This is a genomic window from Pseudonocardia sp. 73-21 (genome assembly GCF_001899645.1).
Taxonomy (GTDB): domain Bacteria; phylum Actinomycetota; class Actinomycetes; order Mycobacteriales; family Pseudonocardiaceae; genus Pseudonocardia.
Window position 1 is genome coordinate 14783 of the sequence record NZ_MKVV01000111.1, and the last position, 23105, is coordinate 37887.

Here is a 23105-nt window from a genome sequence, read left to right on the forward strand (position 1 = left end):
TCGTGGGGGGCGTGCCTCGGTGAAGCGGGTGGATCAGGGGCCGAACGAGCCCTGCAGCTCCGCGCGGAGCTCCGGGGTGAGCAGCTGGCCGACCCGGTCGACCAGCAGCGTCATCTCGTATCCGATCAGGCCGATGTCACAGCTCGGTGACGCCAGCACGGAGAGGCACGAACCGTCGCTGATCGACATCAGGAGCACGATGCCGCGGTCCATCTCCACGACGGTCTGCACCACGCCGCCCGCGTCGAAGCAGCGGGCCGCGCCCTGGGTGAGGCTGATCAGCCCCGACGCGACGGCGGCGAGCTGGTCGGCGCGGTCGCGGGGGAGCCGGTCGGAGCTGGTGAGCAGCAGGCCGTCGGCCGAGACCACGATCGCGTGGGCGACACCGGGCACCCGCTCCGCGAAGTTCGTGACCAGCCAGCCGAAGCGACTCGGCTGGTTCTGCGGTGCGGTCATGACTTCTCCTCGTGGTTCGTGCTGGTGTCGTCGGTGTCGGTGGCGGTTCCGGCCTCGCCCCGGGCCATGGTCTCGCGTCCCTGGCGGACACCCTGCTGGTAGCTGGCGAGACGGCCGCGGATCGTCTCGGCGCTGCGGGAGGCCGCGACGGGCGGGGACAGCACGGCGGATCCGGCGCTGCCGGGCACCAGCCGGGCCCGGGGCCGCCGCTTGGGCAGGCCCGCCGAGGTGAGCTCGTCGGGGCGGTCGGACTCGATCCCGTTCGCCGCCCGCCAGCCCTCGTCGGCCGCGCCGGCGAACGCCGCTGCCCCGGCCACCCCGGCGTCGGCCGCGCCGGCCCGGACAGGGGCCGGCTCGGCGACGGGCCGGGGCTCCGCGACGGGCTCGACGCGCCCCGCCTGGACGGGGGCCGGGGTGGGCCGGGCCACCGGTCGCGGCGCCGGGGCCGGCGGCCGCTGCGGCATGCGCGGCGGCTCGACCGCCGACGGCGGCCGGACGTCGGGTCGCGGAGCCAGGGGCGGTGCCGTCGGAGCGGGCGCCGGGGCCGGAGCCGGCCGGGCCTGCGCCTCGGGCGTCGACTCGGCGTCCTCGGTCTCCCACGTGACGGGGACCGGCCGGTTCGACCGGAACCACGCCGAGGCGATCTCCTCGAAGATCGGCGTGGTCTCGCCGCGCTCGAAGCCCGCCTGGACCTCGGCGGCCGCACGTCCGGGCTCGGCGATGTTCGGCACGCTCGGTGCGAACAGCTCGTCCGGGCGCCGGGCGGGGAAGCCCGCAGGTGCCTGGGCGACCGGCTGGGGGGCCGGGGGAGCCTGCGGGGCCGGAGCCTGCGGGGCCGGGCGGGGTGGCTCGGTGGCGGCAGGCTGCGGGGCGGGCGCGGGCTGGGGTGCCGGGGCGGGCTGGGGCGCCGGCTGCGGGGCCGTGCCCTGACGCACCACCGGCATCGGCGTGGTCGGGGGCGAGACGACCGGTGGACGGGCGACGGGCGGAGCGGGAGGCCCGGCCCGGTCACTGCGGTGCTGGAGGTCGGCGCGCTGCCCGTCCAGCGGGCTCCGCTCGTCGGTGGGATCCGACCGCTCGTCGCTCTCGCCCGGTGTGGGGTCCTGGTCGTCCGACTCGTGGTCCTGGGCGCCGGCGACCGGACGGCCCGCGAACGGGGCCGGGGCCAGGAAGGCCTGCGGGTGCACCCCGTTGGAGCGCGTGCCGTTGCCGTTGCCGAGGTGGGCGTCGTGGTCGTCGTCCAGGTCGGCGTCGTCGACGGGGTCCTGCTCCGCCGCGGCGGCCATCCGCTCGCGCTCCGCCGCCGCCTCCTGGTCGCGGCGGGCCTGCTCGGCGACCTCGCGGGCGCGCCGCTGGTCGGCGGCTTGCTTCGCGGCCACGGCGTCGTCGTCGGCGCCGTCCGGGCCGTCCGACGAACCGGACGCGGGCAGCTCGGGCGGGGGGCCCTCGGGACGCAGCGAGGAACCGGGACGCCTGCTCGGCAGCGCGGTGCTCCCGCCGGTGTGGCCGGCGCCGTTGGCGCCGTTGGGGGCGCCCGTGCCGAACAGCGGGCCCTCCGTGCTGTCGAAGACCCCGGCCGGGTTGGCCGGGCCGTCGGTGCCCGCGACCAGCGCCGACAGGGAGCCGGGACGACCGGCGCCGTTGGCGCGCTGCGGAGGCACGTCGCCCCCGCGCCCGCCCTGGGCCGGGACGCCCGCGGGCTGCGGGATGCCGATCGGGCGGCCGGACTCGACCGGCTCGCTGGCCGGGATGAGGTAGGCGGGAACCGTGACCGATGCGGTGAGGCCGGCGCCGGGACCACCGGCGGCCGACGTGCTGAGTCGCACCCCGATGCCGTGCCGGGCGCCCAGGCGACCGACCACGAACAGGCCCATGCGCCGCGACGCCGAGACGTCGACACTGGACGGGCCGCCGAGGCGCTGGTTGGCGTCGCTCAGCTCGTGGTCGATCATGCCGACACCACGGTCGGCGATCTCCACGATGATCGACCCGTCGGACGTGCGGGTGGTGCTCATGACCACCTGCGAGTCGGGCGGGGAGAAGTTGGTGGCGTTGTCGAGCAGCTCGGCCAGCAGGTGGACGAGGTCGGACCCGGCGCGGCCGACGATCGAGGCCGTGGGCGGGGCCTGCACCACGATGCGCTGGTACTGCTCGACCTCCGAGACCGCGGCGCGCAGGACGTCGACCATCGGCACGGGCGCGATGTTGCGCTTGGCGAGGTCGGTGCCCGCGAGGACCAGCAGGTTCTCGCTGTTGCGGCGCATACGGGTGGCGAGGTGGTCGAGCTGGAAGAGGTTGGACAGCTGGTCGGCGTCCTGCTCGTTGCTCTCCAGCTGCTCGATGAGCTGCAGCTGGCGCTCGACGAGGGCCTGGCTGCGGCGCGAGAGGTTGACGAACATCGCGCTGACGTTGGACTGCAGCGCGGCCTGGTCGGCGGCCAGGCGTACGGCCTGCCCGTGGACCGCGTCGAAGGCCCGGGCCACCTGGCCCACCTCGTCGCGGCTGTTGAGCGGCACCGGGTCGACCGTGACGTCGGGCGTCTCGCCCGCCCGCATGCTCTCGACGGCCTGCGGGAGCCTGCGCTCCGCGACGTCGAGGGCCGCGGTGCGCAGCACGCGCAGCGACCGGATCAGGCTCCGCGCCACCAGGATCGCGATGGTGATGCCGACGAGCAGGCCCAGCATCAGGATCACCGAGTTGATGCCCGCCAGGTTGCTCGCCTTCGCCTCGGCCGCCTTGCCGGCCGCGACGACGTCCTGCCGGATCCCGTCGGCCACGCCGTTCGCGGCGGTGAGCTCGGTGGTGTAGGCGTTGTCCAGATCGGCCGGGGCCGAGACGATCGGCCGGTTGGGCGGCGTGTTGACGATCGCCGTGGCGACCGCCTGCCGTGTCGTCTCGGCCTGGGGCGGCAGCAGCGGGCCGAAGCGGGCGAGCTGCTCGGCCGACAGCGACGCCTGGTAGTCGGCCGCGAGCGCGGCGAGCCGGACGTCGGTGGCGGCCACGATCTGCGGGTCGCCGGGGAGCTGCAGCTGCGTGGCGCGGATCGCGGCCCCGAGGACGGTGTGCTGCAGCGCGAGCTGCTCCTTGGCGTCCTGGGCCGAGCCCAGCGCACCGATCAGTGCCGCCGTGTCCGGCGTGCTCACCTGGCCGAGCAGGGCGGCGTCCAGCCGGTCGAACGAGCTGATGACCTGCGTGTAGCGGTCCCGGACCTGCTGCGCCGCGACCGCAGGGTTGTCGGTGACGTCGCGGCGCAGGGCCGTGAGGCCGTCGACCGTGGTGGTGGCCTGGTCGAGCGCCGCCGCGGAGACGGGCCCGAGCGTGCCGGCACCACGGGCCGCGGCGAGCGAGCCGGAGGTGACCGAGTCGGACTGGCCGAACCCGGTGCTCAGCGCGTTGCGGTCGCCCGCGCGCTTGCCCGCGACGAAGAGGACGGCCGCGTCCCGTTCCTGGCGCAGTGCGTCGGCGGCCGATCCCACCTGGGACTGGACGCCGAGCAGGGCGCTGCCCTGGCCGAGCTGGGCTGCGGCCCCTGCCTGGTCGGAGATGCGGAGCACCCCGAGGGCGAGGGCCAGCAGGGCCGGCACGAGGCCGACGATCACCAGCTTCCAGGCCAGAGTCCAGTTACGCGGGTTCAACCGCTCGGACCAGGTGGGCCCGGTCTCGATGCTGGTCACGTCAACGTCCCCCTGAGGATTGCCGGCGACGATCCGCCGAACTCTGGCACGGCGAGGCAGCCCTCCGCGAGGGTTGACAGGACGAGCTGCGCTCCAGCGGCGGTGGATGGCCGGGAACAGGGGAGCATCACCATCGAAACCATCGGATCGATCCGTCGCACCTTCTGTTCGGGAGCGGCCCGGTCGGGTGGTCCCGGCCCGCGTGGCTTGCCACGATCGGGAAGCGACACGCACCCGCTGGGGACGGGCAGTGGCCGTGAGGACCCGATAGGATCGGGGCGGCACACGTGCGCTCTCGGTCGAGGCCGGGGAAGTATAGCCCGGGCGCGACGCCGCACCCACTTCCGAGGTACTCAGAGTGCCCGGTCGACTACCGCGGATCATCCACCGCGCTCCCCTCCGGCGGCTGCGCCCGTGTGTCCGGAGCCACAAGAGCAGGAAGAAGGACAGGCATGACCGACGGTCCCCTGATCGTCCAGTCCGACAAGACGCTGCTGCTCGAGGTCGACCACGCCGACGCCCAGGAGGCGCGGATGGCCATCGCGCCGTTCGCGGAGCTGGAGCGGGCCCCCGAGCACGTCCACACCTACCGCGTCACGCCGCTCGCGCTGTGGAACGCCCGCGCCGCCGGCCACGACGCCGAGCAGGTCGTCGACGCGCTGGTCCGCTTCTCCCGGTACGCGGTGCCGCAGCCGCTGCTCGTCGACGTCGTCGACACGATGGGCCGCTACGGCCGCCTGCAGCTGACCAACTCCCCGGTGCACGGCCTGGTCATGGTCGCGTTGGACCGTGCGGTGCTGGAGGAGGTGCTCCGGCAGAAGAAGATCGCCCCGCTGCTGGGCGCGCGCGTGGACGACGACACCGTGATCGTCCACCCGTCCGAGCGTGGCCACCTCAAGCAGGCCCTGCTGAAGATCGGCTGGCCCGCCGAGGACCTCGCGGGCTACGTCGACGGCGAGGCCCACCCCATCGAACTGGCCGAGGACGGCTGGAACCTGCGCGACTACCAGCGCCAGGCCGTCGACGGGTTCTGGGCCGGCGGCTCGGGCGTGGTCGTGCTCCCGTGCGGCGCCGGCAAGACGCTCGTCGGCGCGGCGGCGATGGCGCAGGCCAAGGCCACCACGCTGATCCTGGTCACCAACACCGTGGCCGGGCGGCAGTGGAAGCGCGAGCTCGTGGCCCGCACCTCGCTCACCGAGGACGAGATCGGCGAGTACTCCGGCGAGCGCAAGGAGATCCGCCCGGTCACGATCGCCACCTACCAGGTGGTCACGCGCAAGACCAAGGGCGAGTACCGGCACCTGGAGCTGTTCGACTCCCGCGACTGGGGCCTCGTGATCTACGACGAGGTGCACCTGCTGCCGGCCCCGGTGTTCCGGATGACGGCCGACCTGCAGTCGCGCCGCCGCCTCGGGCTCACCGCCACGCTCGTGCGCGAGGACGGCCGCGAGGGCGACGTCTTCTCCCTCATCGGCCCCAAGCGCTACGACGCCCCGTGGCGCGACATCGAGCAGCAGGGCTGGATCGCGCCCGCCGACTGCGTCGAGGTCCGCGTCACGCTCACCGAGGCCGAGCGGCTCGGCTACGCCGTGGCGGAGGCGGAGGAGCGCTACAAGATGGCCTCCACCGCCCACACCAAGATCGCCGTGGTCACGTCGATCCTGAAGAAGCACCCGGGGGAGCCGACGCTCGTCATCGGCGCCTACCTGGACCAGCTCGACGAGCTCGGGGAGGCGCTGAACGCGCCGATCATCCAGGGCTCCACCCGCAACAAGGAGCGCGAGGAGCTGTTCCAGCAGTTCCGCCAGGGCGACCTGCCGGTGCTGGTGGTCAGCAAGGTGGCCAACTTCTCCATCGACCTCCCCGAGGCCAGCGTCGCCATCCAGGTGTCGGGCACGTTCGGGTCCCGGCAGGAGGAGGCGCAGCGGCTGGGCCGGCTGCTGCGGCCCAAGGGCGACGGCCGGCAGGCGCATTTCTACTCGGTGGTCTCGCGGGACACGTTGGACACCGACTACGCCGCGCACCGGCAGCGGTTCCTCGCCGAGCAGGGCTACGCCTACCGGATCGTCGACGCCGACGACCTCCTCGGACCCGCCATCCCCGACGTCGGCTGACTACACAGCGCTCGCGCCGGCCCGTGACCTGGTCTGAACAGGTGTGATCCCCCCACGGATGGGCGTCTGGAGATGCACCTGAATGCCGGCGGGTGGACACTGGTGCTACGTCGGAACAGGGAGTCGCCATCTCAACGGTCGGATGGATCGCCATCGGAGTCGCGGCCTGGCTGGTCGTGGCCCTGGTCGTCGGCGTCCTGATCGGACGGATGATCCGCAGGCGGGACGCCCAGACCCCGCGGGGGGCGGAGCCGTCGGAGACGTCGGAGACGCCGGGTGTGCCCGCCCCCAGCCCCGACTCGGTGGGCCGACGGCGCCGGGACTGAACCGGGGTGTCGCGGAGCGTCCGTTTCGTGCGATCGTCCGCCTGTGGCATCGACGGAGCGCGCCGCGCGCGAGCAGGTCAGTGACCAGGAGCACCTGCTCAACACGCTGCTGGCCGAGCGCGACGGGCTGCTCTCGGTTCTCGACCGGGTCCTCGCCCTGCACGGTGCCGCGCGCCTGATCCGGGACGCCGCCGGGGCCGACGCCGGTTTCGTCGCCGACGTCGACCGGCCCGGTTCGTCCGACGACGGGCAGGCCGTCATCCGGTGGCTGGCCGGCAACCGCACCGACGCCCTGCAGGACCTCGTCGTCCCCACGGGCCAGGGCGTCGGCGGCCGGGTGATGGCGCTGGGCCGGCCCGTGCGCGTCTCCGACTACGTCAGCTCGCCGAGCATCACCCACCAGTTCGACCTGCCCGTGCGGCGCGAGGCGCTGGGCGCGATGCTCGCCGTCCCGATCATCGACGGCGAGGGTCCGCGTCCCGTCGCCGTCGCCTACGCCGCGCTGCGGGGGCCGGGGTCGTTCGGCGACGCCGCCGTCGACGCGGTGCAGCGCATCGCCGCCGAGGCGGCGCAGGCCATCCGCCTGGCCGAGCGCGCCGAGGCCGGCCGCTACACGGCGGTGGCGGCCGAGCGGCAGCGCATGCAGGCGTCGCTGCACGACTCGGTGGGGGCGATGCTGTTCTCCATCGGGGCCCAGGTGCGCGACCTGCGCACCACGGTGCCCGACAACCCGCTGCTGCGCACCCGGCTGGGCCGGCTGGAGACCGACGTGTCCGCGGCGTCGCTGGCGCTGCGCGAGGCGCTGCTGGCGCTCTCGGAGTCCAGCCCGGAGCGGGCCCTGCCGATCGAGCTGGCCGAGCACTGCCGCAGCTTCGAGGCCCGCACCGGCACGACGGCGCGGCTGGTGCAGCTCGGCGACGTCCGGCCGCTCGACGTCGAGCGCACGACGCTGCTGGTCAGCGCCGTGCGCGAGGGGTTGCTCAACGCCGAGAAGCACGCCGACGCCTGCGCGGTGGTGGTCAGCCTCGGTGAGATCGACGGCGGGGTGCAGGTGGCCGTCGCCGACGACGGCCGCCACGCCGGGGACGACCTGGTGGGTAGCACCTCCGACGGCGCGGGCCTCGGCATCCGGCTGCTCGTCGAGAAGGCGGCCCGGCTCGGGGGGCGGGTGAGCCTCGTCCACGACGACGACGGTGGCACCACCCTGCGCATGTTCCTGCCGGGTGTGCGGTGACGCCGTCGCGGGTGATGGTCGTCGACGACCACCCGGTGGTGCGCGACGGCGTCGCCCTGCTGCTGCGCGGTGAGCCGTCGCTGGTGGTGGTGGGGTCCGCGGAGAGCGGCCGGTCGGCGCTGGAGCGCGCCCCCGGGCTCGGGCCGGACCTCGTGCTGCTCGACCTGCGGCTGCCCGACATGCTCGCCCCGGAGGTCGTGGTCGGGCTGCGGGAGTCGGTGCCCGCCGCGCGCATCGTCGTGTTCACCGCGCACGGCGACCACCACGGTGTGCAGGCAGCCCTCGACGCCGGCGCGCACGGCGCCCTGCTGAAGGACGCCGCGGCCACCGATCTCGTGTCCGCGCTGCGCCGGGTGCTGCGGGGCGAGCGGGTGTCCGATCCCCGGATGGTGCCCGGCGACGTCGGGCGTAGCGCGGCCCTGGCCCGCAGCGGGCTGACCCGCCGCGAGTACGAGGTCCTGCGGCTTGCGGCGCAGGGCCGCACCAACCCCGAGATCGCGGAGACCACGGGCCTCGCGCGCAACACGGTGAAGACCTACCTGCAGTCGGCGCTCCACAAGCTGGGCGCGCGCAACCGGGTGGAAGCCATCGGGAAGGCCGCCGAGGCCGGCCTCCTGTAACGGACAGTCATCTACTTCGCCTGCCCCTCTCCACCTGGGGGTGTTTGTCCCCTGTGATCGGCAACACGATGTGCGCCGGTCGGCCCGACGCAGGGCCGCACCCGGCGAAAGGACGCATCTTGGTGCTGAGTGTCCGAGGACTGTCGGTCCGGTACGGCCGTTCGGTCGGCGCGCTCGAGGGGGTGGACGTCGAGGTGCCCGGCGACGGGGTGCTCGCCGTGCTCGGTGGCAACGGGGCGGGCAAGTCCACGCTGCTCCGTGCGGTGTCGGGCACGCTGGGCCTGTACCGGGGGGCCATCACCGAGGGTGAGATCTCCTTCGACGGTGACCGCATCGACCGGCTCGACCCGGCCGTGGTCGTCCGCCGGGGCGTGGTGGCCGTGCCCGAGGGCCGGCAGGTGTTCGCCCGGATGACCGTCGAGGACAACCTGCGCGCGGGTGGGCTCGGCGCCGCGTCGGCGGCGGCGCGCACGGCCGCGCGCAGGCGGGTCGGCGAGCTGTTCCCCGTGCTCACCGAGCGCGCCTCGCAGCGAGCCGGGCTGCTCTCCGGCGGTGAGCAGCAGATGCTCGCGATCGGTCGCGCGCTGATGTCGGGCCCCCGGCTGCTGCTGCTCGACGAACCGTCGCTCGGCCTCGCGCCGCAGATGGTCGGGCGCATCGCCCGGATCATCCGGGAGATCCACGCCCAGGGCACCTCGGTGGTACTCGTCGAGCAGAACGCCACGATGGCCCTGCAGGTGGCCGACCACGCCGCCGTGCTCGAGGTCGGCCGCATCGCCCTGTCCGGTCCGGCGGCCGAGCTCGCGGCCAGCGAGGACGTGCAGCGGCTCTACCTGGGTGGGCACGCCGAGTCGCAGGCCCAGGCCGACGCCGAGGAGGCCGAGGCGCGGACCCACCGGGGCCGCCGGACGCTGTCGAGGTGGGTCGGATGACGAGCGCTCCCACGCTGCGCGAGGGCGTCGTCGACCTCGTCGTCGACGACGTCACCCTGCGCTTCGGCGGCATCACCGCACTCGACGGCGTCTCGTTCACCGTCGCCCCCGGCACGGTGCACGCGCTCATCGGTCCCAACGGCGCCGGCAAGTCCAGCTGCTTCAACGTGATCAGCGGCCTGTACCGGCCCACCGAGGGCCGGGTCCGCCTCGGCGAGCAGGTTCTGACGGACCTGCGCCCGCACCGGCTGGCGGCGCTGGGTGTCGGGCGGTCGTTCCAGAACATCGCGCTGTCGCCCGGCTCGACCGTGCGCGACAACGTCATGCTCGGCCGGCACTCGCTGACCCGCGGCGGCTTCCTCTCCGGCGGCCTGCGGCTCGGGTCGAAGACCGAGCGGAAGCACCTGGCCCGCGTCGAGGAGATCTGCGACTTCCTCGGCGTCGCCGACCGGCTCGACAGCCCCGTCAGCGCGCTGCCCTACGGCGTCGCGAAGCGCGTCGACATCGCGAGGGCGCTCGCGTGCGAGCCGATCCTGCTGCTGCTCGACGAGCCCGCGGCCGGGCTCGACGGCACCGAGACCGCCGAGATGGCCGTGACGATCAGCGAACTGCGCGACGCGCTGGGCATCTCGGTGCTGCTCGTGGAGCACGACATGGGGCTCGTCATGGGCATCGCCGACCGGGTCACCGTCCTGGACTTCGGACGGCTGATCGCCGACGGGGTGCCGTCCGAGGTGCAGTCCGACCCCGCGGTGATCTCGGCGTATCTCGGCGTGGGTGCCGAGGAGGAGAACTGATGGGCACGTTCGTCCAACTGCTGGTCAACGGTCTGGGCAAGGGCGCGGTCTACGCGCTGCTCGCCCTGGGGTTCGTGATCATCTTCAAGGCCACCGAGGTGGTCAACTTCGCGCACGGCTCGCTGGTGCTCGTGGGCGGCTACGTCGTGTTCGCGCTCAAGGACACGCTGGGCTGGGTGCCCGCGGCGCTGCTGGGCATCATCGGCGCCGCGCTGGTGGCGCTGCTGGTGGAGCGCGTATTCCTGGCCAACGCCCGCCGTGCCGACCCCAACAGCCTGGCGCTGCTCACCATCGGGCTCGACGTGATCATCACCGAGGAGATCGTGCGCCGCGTCGGCGCCGCGATCCCGTTCATCGGTGACCCCTACGACGCCCAGCCGCTCCAGGTCGCCGGCATCACGATCTTCCGCACGCAGGCGATCGCGCTCGTCGTCGGCGCGGTGCTCATCACCGCGTTCCTGCTGGCGTTCCGGTACTCCAGCTGGGGCGTCGCGATGCGCGCGCAGGCGGAGAACAAGGAGGCCGCGGCCCTGATGGGGATCCGCAGCTCCCGGGTGACGGCCACGGCGTGGCTGGTGGCCGGTGCGCTGGCCGGCGTGGCGGTGCTGTTCATGGCCACGCAGGACTTCTCCGGCGCCGGCCTGGGTCGCGGCACGCACGCCATCGCGCTCATCGCGTTCCCCGCCGCGATCCTCGGCGGGCTGGACTCGACGGCGGGCGCGGTGGTCGGCGGCATCGTCGTCGGGCTCACCGAGGCGCTGTCGGCCCAGTACATCTCGTTCGAGTTCTCCAAGAGCGCGGTGTTCCTGGTGATGCTGCTGGTGCTGGTGATCAGACCGTCCGGGCTGTTCGGGACGAAGGAGCTCAGTCGTGTCTGACACGATCACCGAGGCTCCACCGTCCGTGCCCCGGCCGGTGGCCGCGCCGAAGAAGCGCAACTGGATCAAGATCGCCGCCACCGTGCTGCTGGTGCTGTTCCTCGTCGCGCTGCCGATCCTCACCGGCTCGCAGGTGGCCTACCTCAAGGTGGCGCAGTACATCCTCATCGGCACGGTCGGCGGTATCGGGCTGACGCTGCTCGTCGGCCAGGCCGGACAGCTCTCGCTGGCCCACCCGTTCTTCCTGCTGGTCGGCGCCGTCAGCTACGCCGTGCTGGCCGGAGATCCGGCCGAGTCACCGGGTCTCGTCGGGCTGGGCTTCCCGCCGCTGCTCGCCGTGATCGGCGCCGTCGTGATCTGCGGGCTCGTCGGGTTGGCGTTCGCCCCGGTCGCGGGGCGGTTGCGCGGGATCTATCTGGGCGTGGCGTCGCTGTCGCTGGTGTTTCTCGGGTTGTGGCTCGGGCAGTCGCTGGAGCTGTTCACCGGCGGCACGTCGAGCGGGCGCCCGCCGCCCACGTTCGAGCTGTTCGGGTTCGCGTTCTCCACCACCACGCCCGCGCCGACCATCGCCGGTGTGCCGATCCAGAAGCAGCAGCGCCTCTGGTACCTGTTCCTCGTCTTCGCCCTCGGCGCCTACTTCCTGGCCCGCGGCGCGATCAACAGCCGGATCGGCCGGTCGTGGCGGGCCGTGCGTGACAACGAGGCCGCGGCCACCGCGATGGGCGTGAACGTCGCTCGCGTCAAGGCCGGTGCGTTCACGATCTCGTCGGCGTTCGCGGGGCTCGCAGGCGTGATGACCGCGCTGTGGCTCGACCTCGTCAAACCCGACGAGAACGAGTTCACCGGCAACTACTCGCTGACGGTCGCCATCGCGTTCCTCGCCATCGTGATCATCGGCGGGCTGGGCTCGGTGCCGGGCGCGGTGGTCGGCGCGATCGTGGTCTACGGGCTGCAGCAGTTCTTCCTGCTCGGCGCGAACCAGTTCGGCTGGTTCGCCGACGCCCAGTTCGGCGGCCTGTCGGCCGTGATCCTCAGCGCCTTCGTCTACGGCGCCGCCGTGGTGCTCGTCGTCCTGTTCGAACCCGGTGGCGCCGCGGCCATCGGCAGACGCCTGACCTCCCGTTTCACCCCCCGAAAGGAACGATGATGATCCTCCGGAGATCCGTGTTGGCCGGTGCGCTCGCCAGCACCCTGGTTCTGGCGGCCTGTGGCAGCACAGCCGACAGCGGTGCGGGTGGTGGCACCGGCGCCGGCGGCGTGAAGACCGACAAGGGCGTCACCGACTCCACCATCACGCTCGGCGTCATGGGTGACACCAGCGGCGTGTTCAAGAACCTCGGTGCGGCCATCAACGCGGGCAACCAGCTGTGGGCCGACGACGTCAACGCCGCGGGCGGGATCTGCGGCCGCCAGCTCAAGCTGGAGATCGTCGACCACGGCTACAAGGCCGACACGGCCAAGACGCTCTACCCGCAGCTGGAGCCGAAGATCCTCGGCATCGTGCAGCTGCTCGGCTCCCCGGTGCTCGCCGCGCTCAAGCAGAACCTCATCGACGACAACGTGACGGCCGCGCCGGCGTCGTGGTCGAGCCAGATCCTCAACAACCCGAACATCATGATGATCGGCACCACCTACGACCTCGAGCAGGTCAACGGTCTGGCCTACCTGCAGCAGCAGGGACTGATCAAGGACGGCGACACGATCGGCGCCATCTACATCGACGGCGAGTACGGCGGCAACGGGCTCCGCGGCGTCCAGTACTACGCCACCAAGCACAACCTGAAGGTCCAGGAGGCCAAGACCACCTCGACGGACAACGACCTGACCAACATCGTCACCGGGCTCAAGGGCGCCGGGGTCAAGGCCATCGCGCTGACGACCACGCCGGGCCAGACCGCGTCCGCGCTGGCGGCGAACAAGGCTCTGGGCCTGAACGTGCCGGTGATCGGCAACAACCCGACGTTCGACCCGGCGCTGCTCAAGAGCCCGGCCGCCGCGTCGCTGGACAAGCTCTACGTGGCCGCGTCGAGTCCGCCGTTCTCGTCGAAGACGCCGAAGGCGGCCCAGCTGGCCACCGAGTACAAGGCGAAGTACGCGGGATCGCCGCTGAACGCGGGTGTCGACGTCGGGTACGTCGAGGGGCTCGTGTGGCAGTCGGTGCTGACCAAGGCATGTGACAACAAGGACCTGAGCCGGGCCGGCGTGCAGACCGCGCTCAAGTCACTGACCTCGGTGAAGACCGACGGCCTCGTGGCCGAGCTGGACTACAGCTCGCCCGGCTCGCCCCCCACCCGAGGCGTCTACATCGCGAAGGTGGACCCGGCGGCCGAGGGTGGCCTCACCGAGGTGGCGCCGCTGTTCACCGCACCCGAGGTGGCCGACTACAAGGCCCCCTTCCAGACGTAGCCACGGGCGGGGCTCCTCCGTCTACCGTGATCCACGGACCGGGGATCCACTGTAGACGGGAGAGCCCGTGCCGGGCCTGTCGCGCGGGCTTCACCCGCCACCGTGGCGGGCCCGCCCGGTCGGCCACGCTCCCGTACAGACGCTGCTGGTGCTGTCCGACCCCGGTGCCGGCTGTGGTTCGGGGTCGTCACCGCGGTCGTGCCGCGGGGGTGGGCGGCCCTGAGCCGAGGCCGGGGTGGAACCAGGGTGGATGTCCGGGCCGACCCCGACGCGATGGCGCTGGGAGCGGAGCAGGCTCATAGCCATGGAAACCACGACCGACACGCCCACCACCCGCCCCTCCTTCCGGATCCACCGCAGCCGCACCGACCGCATGCTCGGTGGCGTCTGCGGAGGCTTCGCCGAGGCCCTCGACGTCGACGTCGCGCTGCTGCGCATCAGCCTGGTGGCGCTGACGATCCTCGGCGGCGGCATCGGCATCCCGCTCTACATTTCCGCCTGGATCCTGGCCCCCGAACGCTGAGGATCAGTGCCCGCCGTGGCGGATCTCGTGGCGCAGCTCGGCGTAGCGGTAGGTCTCGAAGCCGATCAGGGCCATGAGCACCACCGCCAGCACGGCCAGCGTCACGAGCGCCGCCAGGTTCGCCACCAGCGGGATCAGCACCAGCAGCAGCACCACCACGGCGATCCGCTCGACGTTGAGCGAGCCCGTCATCAGGTACTTGAACCCGACGTGGGCGAGCAGGTAGAGCGCGGCCCCGCCGTAGAGGGCGGCGAGCGGGACGCCGTAGATCGGGTCGGCGAGCGTGTGCTCGTCGACCCCCGCGACGTAGCCGATGGCCTTCTTCAGCCCCAGCGACATCATGATGATGCCGATGACCATCGGCAGGTGCAGGAACGAGTAGCCGTTGCGGGCCAGCGCGATCTGCCGGACGCCGTCCGCCGCGGCCAGTGCCCGTTCGGTGATCATCGACGTGACGTCGAAGTAGGCCCACCACAGCGCGCCCGAGATCGCGAGACCCAGCAGCACCGCGGCGATGATCGGCCAGCTCACGGGCACCTGGGCGATGCCGATACCGGTGGCGACGATCGACTCGCCCAGTGCCACCAGCACGATCAGGCCGTGGCGCTCGGCGAAGTGGCCCGCGGAGTTGAGCCGCCAGTTCGTGCCCGACAGGATCGTGCCGACGTAGTCGCCGACCAGCGCCGCGACCCACAGCAGGGTCTGGGTGACGCCGGTGGTCTGCGACGCCAGCAGCAGCAGTGCGGTGCCGATCACCATCGACGGGATGAACCGGTAGATCTGACGGCGCAGCACCGGGTCCTCACGCGCGACGATCAGGAACATCACGACGTGCACGACACGGAACCCGAGGTAGCAGAACGCGAAGACGGCCGGGCCGAACAGGCCGCCGGGGCCGTCGTCGAACGCCTCCGGGATGGTGATGGCCGCGACGAACAGCACGCCCATCGCGAAGAACATCGCCAGCCGGATCACGCCCTCGTCGGCCTTGGCGACGTTGCACAACCACGAGTAGCCGACCCAGCACCACCACAGGACGGTCAGGACCAGCGCGCCGCGGATGAGCCCCTCGACGCTGGGGGACTCGGCCATCAGATCGGTGATCTGGGTCAGCGCGAACACGAACACGAGATCGAAGAACAGTTCCAGCGGGGTGACGGACGCGCTCGCGCCGACCGCCTCCACCCGCGCGCGTCGGGGTGTCGCCATGCGGGGATCGTGCCGTACGTCGTCGGCGCGGGCCAGTGCGTCCCGTAGGACTACGGATGTCCGTCGCGACCGCGGGGCCCACCGCCGCGTGGTTGGGCGTGGCGTGTGCGGGGTACCTCGGGTGCCGGTCGGTGCTGGTGGTCTAGCGCCGGTGGCCCGACCAGTTGGCCAGCCGCTCGGTGGGGCCCGCGTCGGGGGCGGGCTCCACCACGGTGTCGAACGGGATCTCGCCCCCGCGCATCCCGGCCGGGAGGAACTGCCGCACGGCGGCCAGAGCGGCCCCGGCCAGCGCCGGATCGGCCTCGGGATCCTGGCCGGTGGCGACCGCGAGGTCCCAGCCGTGGACGAGGGCCTCGTTGAGGTAGCCCCGGATCGTGGCCCGGCCCGGCAGCGTGCCCCACGGCACGGTGGTGGGGCGGTCGAGCAGGGCGTCGTCGGACCAGACGGCCCGCATGCGCGCCGCCGCCGTGGCGAGCGCGGCGGGCCAGCCATCGTCGGGCACGCCCGTGACGACGGTGGGCTGCGCGTTCACGTCGCCGTCCTCGGCGGCCACCCGGATGCGGTCGACGGTGGCGACGATGTGGCCGAGCAGCTCGCGGACGTCGTACTCGGCGCAGGGGGTCGGGCGGTCGAATCCGTCGGTGTGGTCGACCAGGCCGGCGACCCAGGCGAGTGCGTCGTCGTAGAGGGGGCGGGGGTCGGTGATCTGCATCGTGGTCATGAGAGGGAGCCTGCTCCTCAATCACGACACCTCATGTCGTGTATCTCTGCCATTCTCGACGGGTGCGCGCCGACCGTCTGCTGTCCCTCGTCCTGCTGCTGCAGCACCGCGGCCGCATGTCGGCGGCCGCGCTGGCCCGCGAGCTCGAGGTCTCGACGCGCACGGTGCTGCGCGACGTCGACGCCCTGTCCACCGCGGGCATCCCCGTCTACGCCGAGCGCGGCCGGTCCGGCGGGTTCGCGCTGCTGAACGGCTTCTCCACGGACCTGACCGGCCTGACCCACGACGAGGCGCTGGCCCTGGTGGTCGCCGGGCGCGGCAACGAGGCCGGGATGGCGCCCGCGCTGGCCGCGGCGATGCGCAAGGTGGTGGCCGCGCTGCCATCCGCCCAGCGCGACAGCGCCACCTCCGGTGCGGACCGCATCCTCGTCCGCCCCGACGGCTGGCTCCGCGACCGCGCCGCCCCCGCGTCCGTGGACGAGGGCCGGATGGCGGTCGTCCGGCGTGCGGTGTTCGCCGGTCACCGGCTGCGGATCCGCTACGAGGCCAGGGGCGCCGAGCCGCGGTGGCGCACCGTCGATCCCGTCGGCCTGGTCAGCGGAGGTGGGCGCTGGTACCTGCTGGCCACCCGCGACGGCGCGGAGCGCAGCTACCTGCTGGAGCGGATGCACGACGTCGAGGAGCTCGACGAACCCGCGCAACGTCCGTCCGGTGTCGACCTGGAGCGGATGTGGGAGGAGCGCCGCGCCCGCTTCCTCGCCTCGGTGGTGCGGGCGGTGGTCCGGCTCCGCGTGCGCGCCGACCGCCTCCCCGACCTGCGGCGGGCGGCGCGGGTGGTCCGGGTGGAGGCGTCGCCGGACGGACGCCTGGAGGTCGAGGCCGAGTTCGGTGGCGACGCCCACGCCGCCGGCGTGCTGTGGACCCTGACCCCCGACGTCGAGGTCCTGACCCCGGAGCCGGTGCGCGCCCTGCTCACCGCCCGCGCGGCGGAGGCGGCAGCCCTCTACGCCAGGCGTAGCACCGGGTGCCACACCCCGGGTAGCGTGCGGACATGACCGCACAGCCGGAGATCACCCAACGCGATCTGGGCAACCGGTCCGAAGAGATCATGGATGCGGTCGAGAACGGGCAGGGCTTCACCGTCACCCGCGACGGCCGTCGCATCGGTGAGCTGATCCCGCTGCGGAGCCGACGACGGTTCGTCTCCCGCCAGGAGTTCGCCACGATGTCCGGCGGCGCCCCCACCATGGATCTCGACGCCTTCCGGGCCGATCAGGCCGCCGCTCTCGACGAGGAGCCGAACGACCCCTATGGCCGGTGAGCCGTACCGGCAAGGGGTTGCTCGACACGAACATCGTCATCCTGCGGAAGCTCATCGATCCGGCCGAGCTGCCGGACGAGATGGCGATCAGCGCGGTCACCCTGGCCGAGCTGTCGGCAGGTCCGCATCAGGTCCGATCCGCCGACGGCCAGCACGGCTACGACGAGTCGGCCGAGCGGGCCCGCCGGCTCGACGTGCTGCAGCGGGCGGAGCACGAGTTCGACGCGATCCCGTTCGACGACGATGCCGCCCGGACCTACGGACGCGTGGTTGCGGCCGTCGTCGCCGCGGGCCGCACCCCGCGCCGGAGGGTGGCCGACCTGATGATCGCCTCGATCGCGATCGTCCACGACCTGCCGCTGTTCACCACCAACCCCGACGACTTCGCGGGATTGGACGGTCTGCTCGAGGTCGTCCCGGTCAACCGTCCCTGAACCCGGCGCAGCGTCGGGCGCGCGCTGGTTCCGGTCACGACCGCAACCAGTGCGCGGTGATCATGAAGCCCACGGCTCGATCGTGAGGCCCGGCCACTGCTGCGCCCAGCGGGCGGTCCTCGCCTCGTAGGCACCGCGTCGACGAACCGTTCCTCGTCGCCGGCACCCTCGTCATTCTCCGGAACGCCGCAGGGGCGGCACCCGAAGTGGGTGCCGCCCCTGCGGGACGTGCTGTGGATCAGATGGCTGGACTCAGAAGTCCATGCCGCCCATGCCACCGGTGGGGTCGCCCCCGCCGGCCGGCGGGTTCTTCTCCGGCTTGTCGGCGATGACGGCCTCGGTGGTGAGGAACAGGGCCGCGATCGAGGCTGCGTTCTGCAGCGCCGAGCGCGTGACCTTGGCGGGGTCGATGATCCCGGCCTTGATCAGGTCCTTGTACTCACCGGTTGCGGCGTCGAGACCCTCGCCCGCGGCCAGGCCGCGGACCTTCTCCGCGACAACGCCACCCTCGAGGCCGGCGTTGATGGCGATCTGCTTGAGCGGAGCCTCCAGCGCGACGCGAACGATGTTCGCACCGGTGGCCTCGTCACCGTCGAGACCGAGACCCTCGAACAGGCCCGCACCGGCCTGGATGAGCGCCACGCCGCCACCGGCGACGATGCCCTCCTCGACGGCCGCCTTCGCGTTGCGAACGGCGTCCTCGATGCGGTGCTTGCGCTCCTTGAGCTCGACCTCGGTGGCGGCACCGGCCTTGATGACCGCAACACCGCCGGCCAGCTTGGCCAGGCGCTCCTGCAGCTTCTCGCGGTCGTAGTCCGAGTCGGTCTTGTCGATCTCGTTGCGGATCTGGGAGACCCGGCCCGCGATCTGGTCGGCGTCGCCCGCACCGTCGACGATGGTGGTCTCGTCCTTGGTGACGACGACCTTGCGGGCGCGGCCCAGCAGCGACAGGTCGGCGTTCTCCAGCTTGAGGCCGACCTTCTCCGAGATGACCTCGCCACCGGTGAGGATGGCCATGTCGGCCAGCATCGCCTCGCGGCGGTCACCGAAGCCCGGAGCCTTGACGGCGACGGACTTGAAGGTGCCACGGATCTTGTTGACGACGAGCGTGGCCAGGGCCTCGCCCTCGACGTCCTCGGCGATGATCGCGAGCGGCTTGCCGCCCTGCATGACCTTCTCCAGCAGCGGGAGCAGGTCCTTCACCGTCGAGATCTTGGAGCTGACCAGGAGGACGTAGGGGTCCTCGAGCTCGACCTCCATGCGCTCCGCGTCGGTGACGAAGTAGGGCGAGATGTAGCCCTTGTCGAAGCGCATGCCCTCGGTGAGCTCGAGCTCGAGACCGAAGGTCTGGCTCTCCTCGACCGTGATGACGCCTTCCTTGCCGACCTTGTCCATGGCCTCGGCGATGAGCTCGCCGATCACGGGGTCAGCGGCGGAGATGGAGGCCGTGGCCGCGATCTGCTCCTTGGTCTCGACCTCCTTGGCGGTCTTCAGCAGCTGCTGCGAGACGGCCTCGACGGCCTTCTCGATGCCGCGCTTGAGGGCCATCGGGTTGGCGCCGGCGGCCACGTTGCGGAGGCCCTCGCGGACCATCGCCTGGGCGAGCACGGTGGCGGTGGTGGTGCCGTCACCCGCGACGTCGTCCGTCTTCTTGGCGACCTCCTTGACGAGCTCGGCCCCGATCTTCTCCCACGGGTCCTCGAGCTCGATCTCCTTGGCGATCGACACACCATCGTTCGTGATGGTGGGCGCGCCCCACTTCTTCTCCAGAACGACGTTGCGGCCGCGCGGGCCGAGCGTCACCTTGACAGCGTCGGCGAGGGTGTTCATGCCGCGCTCGAGCCCGCGGCGCGCCTCCTCGTCGAAAGCGATCATCTTCGCCATGGGTGTGTAGTCCTCCGATTGGGATGACCGAAAAAGTCACTGTGCCGAGCGCGGTGCCCGCGACGGACGACCGGCAACCCTGCGCCGGTCTCACCTGCTCGACAACTGGCACTCTACCGTGCCGAGTGCCAGCCCCGGTTTTAGCACTCGATGCGGGTGAGTGCAAGCGGCCGGGATCCGGCACGATGCGGGTATGCCCAGGTCCGTGGAAGAACACCGCTCGGTCGTGGCGGCCCTGCTCCGCCCCACCGCCCATGAAGACGTGCCGCTCGCGCAGGCCCGTGGCCGCGTGCTGGCCGTGGACGTCGTCGCGGCCGTGTCGCTGCCCTCGTTCGACAACTCCGCCATGGACGGCTACGCGGTGCGGGCCGCCGAGCTGGCGGGCGCCTCGGAGGGCAGCCCCGTCGAGCTGCCGGTGACCACGGACATCCCCGCCGGGCGCACCGACGTGCCCGTCCTCGAGCCGGGCACCACGCACCGGATCATGACCGGGGCGCCGCTGCCCCCCGGCGCGGACGCGGTGGTGCAGGTCGAGCTGACCGACGGCGGTGTGGACCGGGTCCGGATCTCCGCGCAGCCCGAGGTGGGCGCGTTCCTCCGCCACGTCGGTGAGGACGTCACGGCGGGCGACGTCGTGCTCACCGCGGGCACCGTCCTGCACGCCGCCCAGATCGGCGTCGCCGCGGCCGTCGGATCGGCCACCGTGCCCGTGCGACGCCGGCCGGTGGTGCTGGTGCTGTCCACCGGGTCCGAGCTCGTGGCACCGGGCACGCCGCTGCGGCCCGGCCAGATCTACGAGAGCAACGGGCCGATGCTGGCCGCCGCCGTCGAGGACGCCGGGGGCGTGGCGGAACTGCTGCGCTTCGTCCCCGACGACGTCGAGGAGTTCCTGGGCGTCCTGCGGGACCGGGTGAAGGAGGGCGTCGACCTCGTCCTGACCTCCGGAGGGGTCAGCGCCGGCGCCTACGAGGTGGTGAAGGACGCCTTCACGGGGCGCGGGGTGGAGTTCGTCAAGGTGGCGATGCAGCCGGGCGGGCCGCAGGGGGCCGGATCGGTGGTCGACCTCGACGGGGTCGCGGTGGTGACGCTGCCGGGCAACCCGGTCAGCTCGCAGGTGTCGTTCGAGGTCTTCGTCCGGCCGGCGCTGCGGGCCGCGATGGGGCACCCCCATCCGGAACGTCCGGTCGTCACGGCCACGCTGGGTGAGCGCGTGAGCTCACCGGCCGGGCGGCGGCAGTTCCGCCGGGGCGTGCTCGACGCCGTGACGGGATCGGTCCGCGAGGTGGGCTCGTCGGCGTCGCACATGCTCGGGTCGCTCGCGCTGGCGGAGTGCCTGTTCGTCGTCCCGGAGGACGTGACGGAGCTCGACGCCGGGGCCGCTGTCGACGTCTGGTTGCTCGACGACTGACTCGACCGAGTAAATGTGGTGTACATCACACACGCCCGGTGCAACAATCGGCACTCGCGGAGCGTCTTACTGATGAGCGTTCCGCCGATCGGTGCAGATCGAAGGCATATGTCCTGATGATCTGGACGATCAAGCAGATGCTCAGCGATACTTTCCTACGACAGGGGCGCCCCACCCCTCGTCGCAAAGAGCCCACCGCCCGTCGCTGGGGAGCGGACGAGCGGTTCCACGGCCGGGGTCGTCGTCTCGGGGGATGGCGGCCCCGGCCCTTTGCGTTCTGCCAGGCCTCCGCGGAGGCCTAGCAGTGTGGCACACGGTGACGATGCCCCCGGTGCCGGCCGAGCCCGTGAGTCGCCCTCGCGTACCGTAGCCGCCGCCACGCGGTCGCCCGGGCCGCCACGCCGGAGGAGCAGCGCCCCCACATGCCCGATCAGCCGGCCCCGTCCGGATTCTCGGTCCCGCACGTCGCCCGACTCGTCCGGGAGGCCATCCCGCCGATGCACCCGGGAGGCAGGCCGCTCGTGCTCGGTGTCGCCGCCGTCGCCGGGCTCGTCCGGGCCGTCACGGGCCGCGGCGCGGTCCCCGGGGCGCTGGCCACCGCGGCCACCGCGGCGTTCTTCCGGGCCCCGCGCCGGGTGCGCCCGCCGCTCGACGGGGTGGTGCTGGCCGCCGCCGACGGCACGGTCGCCACGGTGTCCGACGTACTCCCGCCCGCCGAGCTCGACCTGCCCCGCGTGCCCACCCCGCGGGTCAGCGTCTTCCTCTCGGTCCTCGACGTGCACGTGCAGCGGATGCCGGTGGACGGCCGCGTCGTCGACGTCGCCTACCGGCCCGGCGTCTTCCTCTCCGCCGACCTGGACAAGGCCAGCGAGGACAACGAGCGCAACGCCGTGCTCGTCGAGTCCACCGACGGCGCCCGCATCGGGGTCGTGCAGATCGCCGGGCTGCTCGCGCGCCGCATCGTCTGCCAGGTGAAGGCGGGCGACGAGGTGGCCGCCGGGGAGACCTACGGCCTGATCCGGTTCGGCTCGCGCGTCGACACCTACCTGCCGCCCGGCTCCCGCGTGACCGTCGCGGTCGGGCAGCGGACCATCGGCGGCGAGACAGCGGTGGCCGAACTCCCCGCCTCGGATTCGCTCGGGGAGGTGTGACCCGTGCCCACCTACGCCGCAGGCGTCCGGCTGTTGCCCAACGCCGTCACGGTCCTCGCCCTCTGCTCGGGACTGTCGGGCGTCTACTTCGCGCTGGGCGGCCGGTTCGAGCTCTGCGTCGCGGCGGTCGGGTTCGCCGCCATCTGTGACGCCCTCGACGGTCGGCTGGCCCGGATGCTCGACGCCAGTACGCGCATCGGGGCCGAGCTCGACTCGCTGTCGGACCTCGTCTCGTTCGGCGTCGCCCCCGCGCTGGTGATCTACGTCTGGGCGCTCGAGGGCAGCCGGTTCGGCTGGGCCGTCGCGCTCGTGTTCGCCGTCTGCATGGCGTTGCGGCTGGCCCGGTTCAACACGCTGCTGGATGTCGAGGACGAGGCGCCCTACGTCAAGGAGTTCTTCGTCGGGGTGCCGGCGCCCGCCGCGGCGCTCGTGGCCGGCGTCCCGCTCTACGTGACGCTGCAGTTCGGCGCGGGCTGGTGGTCCGACCCGGTCGTCGTCGGGCTGTGGGCGCTCGTGGCGGCCGGGCTGATGGTGAGCCGGATCCCGACGCTGTCGTTCAAGACCGTCCGGGTCCGGCCGCGGTGGATCGCACCGGTCCTGGTGCTGGTCGGCCTCGTCGCGGCCGTCGTGGTCACCGCGCCGTTCCTCGGCCTGGCCGTCGCCGCGCTCGTCTACCTCGCGCTGACGCCCTACGCCGTCTACCTGCACCGCTGGATGCGCAAGCACCCGGAGGCCTGGAACGTGCCCGTGCGGGAGCGTCGCGCGGTCGCCCGGGCCGCCCGCTCGGCCCGCCGGCTCGGGCTGCGCCCGCCGCTGCGTCGGCGCGTCGCCGGTGGGGCCAGCGCGGTGGCGCGGGCGGTGCGCCGGTTTGGCGACGAGTCGGGCAACGGGGTGCCGCGCGGTCGCACCGTGCAGGGCCGTGCGCCCGGCCCCGCGCCGCAGCCCCAGCGCAGCAGTGCCGGCAACCGCCTGCGCCTGGGCCTGCGCCGGGCCCGCCGCCGCTGAGGGACGAACAGA

The 23105-nt window shown here is 72.8% G+C and carries 20 protein-coding genes; 15 read left to right on the forward strand and 5 right to left on the reverse strand.

All coding sequences use genetic code 11. From position 1 onward, the window contains the following. Window positions 1-33: 33 nt before the first annotated feature. Complete coding sequence (locus BGP03_RS34870) at window positions 34-456, reverse strand: roadblock/LC7 domain-containing protein (protein ID WP_296377583.1); 423 nt, start codon at window positions 454-456, stop codon at window positions 34-36. Next, entirely contained in the window at window positions 453-4130 is a 3678-nt protein-coding gene (locus tag BGP03_RS34875; protein WP_298801058.1) for a nitrate- and nitrite sensing domain-containing protein, read from the reverse strand. The genes BGP03_RS34870 and BGP03_RS34875 overlap by 4 nt, the downstream gene beginning before the upstream one ends. Window positions 4131-4582: 452 nt before the next feature. Between BGP03_RS34875 and BGP03_RS34880 the strand changes: the two genes are divergently transcribed. The 9 genes from BGP03_RS34880 (at window position 4583) to BGP03_RS34920 (ending at window position 13960) form a co-directional block, all read left to right on the forward strand. Further along, a complete protein-coding gene (locus tag BGP03_RS34880; protein WP_296377581.1) occupies window positions 4583-6244 on the forward strand; it encodes a DNA repair helicase XPB in 1662 nt (553 codons plus the stop codon). A 369-nt stretch (window positions 6245-6613) separates the two neighbouring features. Then, window positions 6614-7804, forward strand: a complete 1191-nt coding sequence (locus tag BGP03_RS34885; protein WP_298801056.1) for a GAF domain-containing protein — start codon at window positions 6614-6616, stop codon at window positions 7802-7804. Window positions 7805-7818: 14 nt separating this feature from the next. Then, window positions 7819-8424: a response regulator transcription factor gene (locus BGP03_RS34890; RefSeq protein ID WP_296377598.1), complete on the forward strand. Its 606-nt coding sequence runs from the start codon at window positions 7819-7821 to the stop codon at window positions 8422-8424. Window positions 8425-8546: 122 nt separating this feature from the next. After that, window positions 8547-9356, forward strand: a complete 810-nt coding sequence (locus BGP03_RS34895) for an ABC transporter ATP-binding protein (RefSeq protein ID WP_296377579.1) — start codon at window positions 8547-8549, stop codon at window positions 9354-9356. Continuing rightward, window positions 9353-10153: an ABC transporter ATP-binding protein gene (locus tag BGP03_RS34900; protein ID WP_296377578.1), complete on the forward strand. Its 801-nt coding sequence runs from the start codon at window positions 9353-9355 to the stop codon at window positions 10151-10153. Before BGP03_RS34895 ends, BGP03_RS34900 begins: the two co-directional genes overlap by 4 nt. Further along, the gene (locus BGP03_RS34905) at window positions 10153-11031 is read left to right on the forward strand and encodes a branched-chain amino acid ABC transporter permease (protein ID WP_298801054.1); all 879 of its coding nucleotides are present in this window, start codon (window positions 10153-10155) and stop codon (window positions 11029-11031) included. Before BGP03_RS34900 ends, BGP03_RS34905 begins: the two co-directional genes overlap by 1 nt. Beyond that, complete coding sequence (locus tag BGP03_RS34910) at window positions 11024-12178, forward strand: branched-chain amino acid ABC transporter permease (protein WP_298801053.1); 1155 nt, start codon at window positions 11024-11026, stop codon at window positions 12176-12178. Before BGP03_RS34905 ends, BGP03_RS34910 begins: the two co-directional genes overlap by 8 nt. Continuing rightward, window positions 12178-13437, forward strand: coding sequence for an ABC transporter substrate-binding protein (locus BGP03_RS34915; RefSeq protein WP_299738938.1), 1260 nt, complete (start codon window positions 12178-12180; stop codon window positions 13435-13437). Before BGP03_RS34910 ends, BGP03_RS34915 begins: the two co-directional genes overlap by 1 nt. Before the next feature lie 304 nt (window positions 13438-13741). Then, complete coding sequence (locus tag BGP03_RS34920) at window positions 13742-13960, forward strand: PspC domain-containing protein (RefSeq protein ID WP_296377574.1); 219 nt, start codon at window positions 13742-13744, stop codon at window positions 13958-13960. 3 nt (window positions 13961-13963) lie between these two features. Here the strand turns inward: BGP03_RS34920 and BGP03_RS34925 are convergent, their stop codons facing one another. Further along, window positions 13964-15169, reverse strand: a complete 1206-nt coding sequence (locus BGP03_RS34925; RefSeq protein WP_296377573.1) for a low temperature requirement protein A — start codon at window positions 15167-15169, stop codon at window positions 13964-13966. A 142-nt stretch (window positions 15170-15311) separates the two neighbouring features. Next, window positions 15312-15890, reverse strand: coding sequence for a TIGR03086 family metal-binding protein (locus tag BGP03_RS34930; RefSeq protein ID WP_298801051.1), 579 nt, complete (start codon window positions 15888-15890; stop codon window positions 15312-15314). A 62-nt stretch (window positions 15891-15952) separates the two neighbouring features. Between BGP03_RS34930 and BGP03_RS34935 the strand changes: the two genes are divergently transcribed. From BGP03_RS34935 to BGP03_RS34945, 3 genes are read left to right on the forward strand one after another with little or no spacing between them, the layout of a single operon-like run. After that, on the forward strand, window positions 15953-16945 hold the full coding sequence (locus tag BGP03_RS34935) for a WYL domain-containing protein (RefSeq protein WP_296377571.1): 993 nt from the start codon (window positions 15953-15955) through the stop codon (window positions 16943-16945). Then, window positions 16942-17211, forward strand: coding sequence for a type II toxin-antitoxin system prevent-host-death family antitoxin (locus tag BGP03_RS34940; RefSeq protein ID WP_298801049.1), 270 nt, complete (start codon window positions 16942-16944; stop codon window positions 17209-17211). Before BGP03_RS34935 ends, BGP03_RS34940 begins: the two co-directional genes overlap by 4 nt. Next, window positions 17208-17645 (forward strand): type II toxin-antitoxin system VapC family toxin, encoded by a 438-nt coding sequence (locus tag BGP03_RS34945; protein WP_298801048.1) that lies wholly within the window; start codon window positions 17208-17210, stop codon window positions 17643-17645. The genes BGP03_RS34940 and BGP03_RS34945 overlap by 4 nt, the downstream gene beginning before the upstream one ends. 252 nt (window positions 17646-17897) lie before the next feature. Here BGP03_RS34945 and groL read toward each other — a convergent pair whose 3' ends face one another. Continuing rightward, window positions 17898-19529 (reverse strand): chaperonin GroEL, encoded by a 1632-nt coding sequence (groL, locus tag BGP03_RS34950; protein ID WP_296377568.1) that lies wholly within the window; start codon window positions 19527-19529, stop codon window positions 17898-17900. 193 nt (window positions 19530-19722) lie between these two features. Between groL and glp the strand changes: the two genes are divergently transcribed. The 3 genes from glp (at window position 19723) to BGP03_RS34965 (ending at window position 23093) form a co-directional block, all read left to right on the forward strand. Continuing rightward, window positions 19723-20937, forward strand: a complete 1215-nt coding sequence (glp, locus tag BGP03_RS34955; protein WP_296377567.1) for a gephyrin-like molybdotransferase Glp — start codon at window positions 19723-19725, stop codon at window positions 20935-20937. Between the two features lie 422 nt (window positions 20938-21359). Beyond that, window positions 21360-22088: a phosphatidylserine decarboxylase gene (locus BGP03_RS34960; protein WP_296377566.1), complete on the forward strand. Its 729-nt coding sequence runs from the start codon at window positions 21360-21362 to the stop codon at window positions 22086-22088. 3 nt (window positions 22089-22091) lie between these two features. Further along, complete coding sequence (locus tag BGP03_RS34965; protein WP_296377565.1) at window positions 22092-23093, forward strand: phosphatidylcholine/phosphatidylserine synthase; 1002 nt, start codon at window positions 22092-22094, stop codon at window positions 23091-23093. The last annotated feature ends 12 nt before the right edge of the window (window positions 23094-23105 follow it).

Excerpts from the sequence above, each read along its gene's own strand:
- BGP03_RS34930 (WP_298801051.1), bottom strand. The coding sequence starts at position 15,890 with ATGACCACGATGCAGATCACCGACCCCCGCCCCCTCTACGACGACGCA.
- groL (WP_296377568.1), bottom strand. The coding sequence starts at position 19,529 with ATGGCGAAGATGATCGCTTTCGACGAGGAGGCGCGCCGCGGGCTCGAG.
- BGP03_RS34940 (WP_298801049.1), top strand. The coding sequence starts at position 16,942 with ATGACCGCACAGCCGGAGATCACCCAACGCGATCTGGGCAACCGGTCC.
- glp (WP_296377567.1), top strand. The coding sequence starts at position 19,723 with ATGCCCAGGTCCGTGGAAGAACACCGCTCGGTCGTGGCGGCCCTGCTC.
- BGP03_RS34880 (WP_296377581.1), top strand. The coding sequence starts at position 4,583 with ATGACCGACGGTCCCCTGATCGTCCAGTCCGACAAGACGCTGCTGCTC.
- BGP03_RS34905 (WP_298801054.1), top strand. The coding sequence starts at position 10,153 with ATGGGCACGTTCGTCCAACTGCTGGTCAACGGTCTGGGCAAGGGCGCG.
- BGP03_RS34870 (WP_296377583.1), bottom strand. The coding sequence starts at position 456 with ATGACCGCACCGCAGAACCAGCCGAGTCGCTTCGGCTGGCTGGTCACG.
- BGP03_RS34900 (WP_296377578.1), top strand. The coding sequence starts at position 9,353 with ATGACGAGCGCTCCCACGCTGCGCGAGGGCGTCGTCGACCTCGTCGTC.
- BGP03_RS34920 (WP_296377574.1), top strand. The coding sequence starts at position 13,742 with ATGGAAACCACGACCGACACGCCCACCACCCGCCCCTCCTTCCGGATC.
- BGP03_RS34890 (WP_296377598.1), top strand. The coding sequence starts at position 7,819 with ATGGTCGTCGACGACCACCCGGTGGTGCGCGACGGCGTCGCCCTGCTG.
- BGP03_RS34925 (WP_296377573.1), bottom strand. The coding sequence starts at position 15,169 with ATGGCGACACCCCGACGCGCGCGGGTGGAGGCGGTCGGCGCGAGCGCG.
- BGP03_RS34915 (WP_299738938.1), top strand. The coding sequence starts at position 12,178 with ATGATCCTCCGGAGATCCGTGTTGGCCGGTGCGCTCGCCAGCACCCTG.
- BGP03_RS34960 (WP_296377566.1), top strand. The coding sequence starts at position 21,360 with ATGCCCGATCAGCCGGCCCCGTCCGGATTCTCGGTCCCGCACGTCGCC.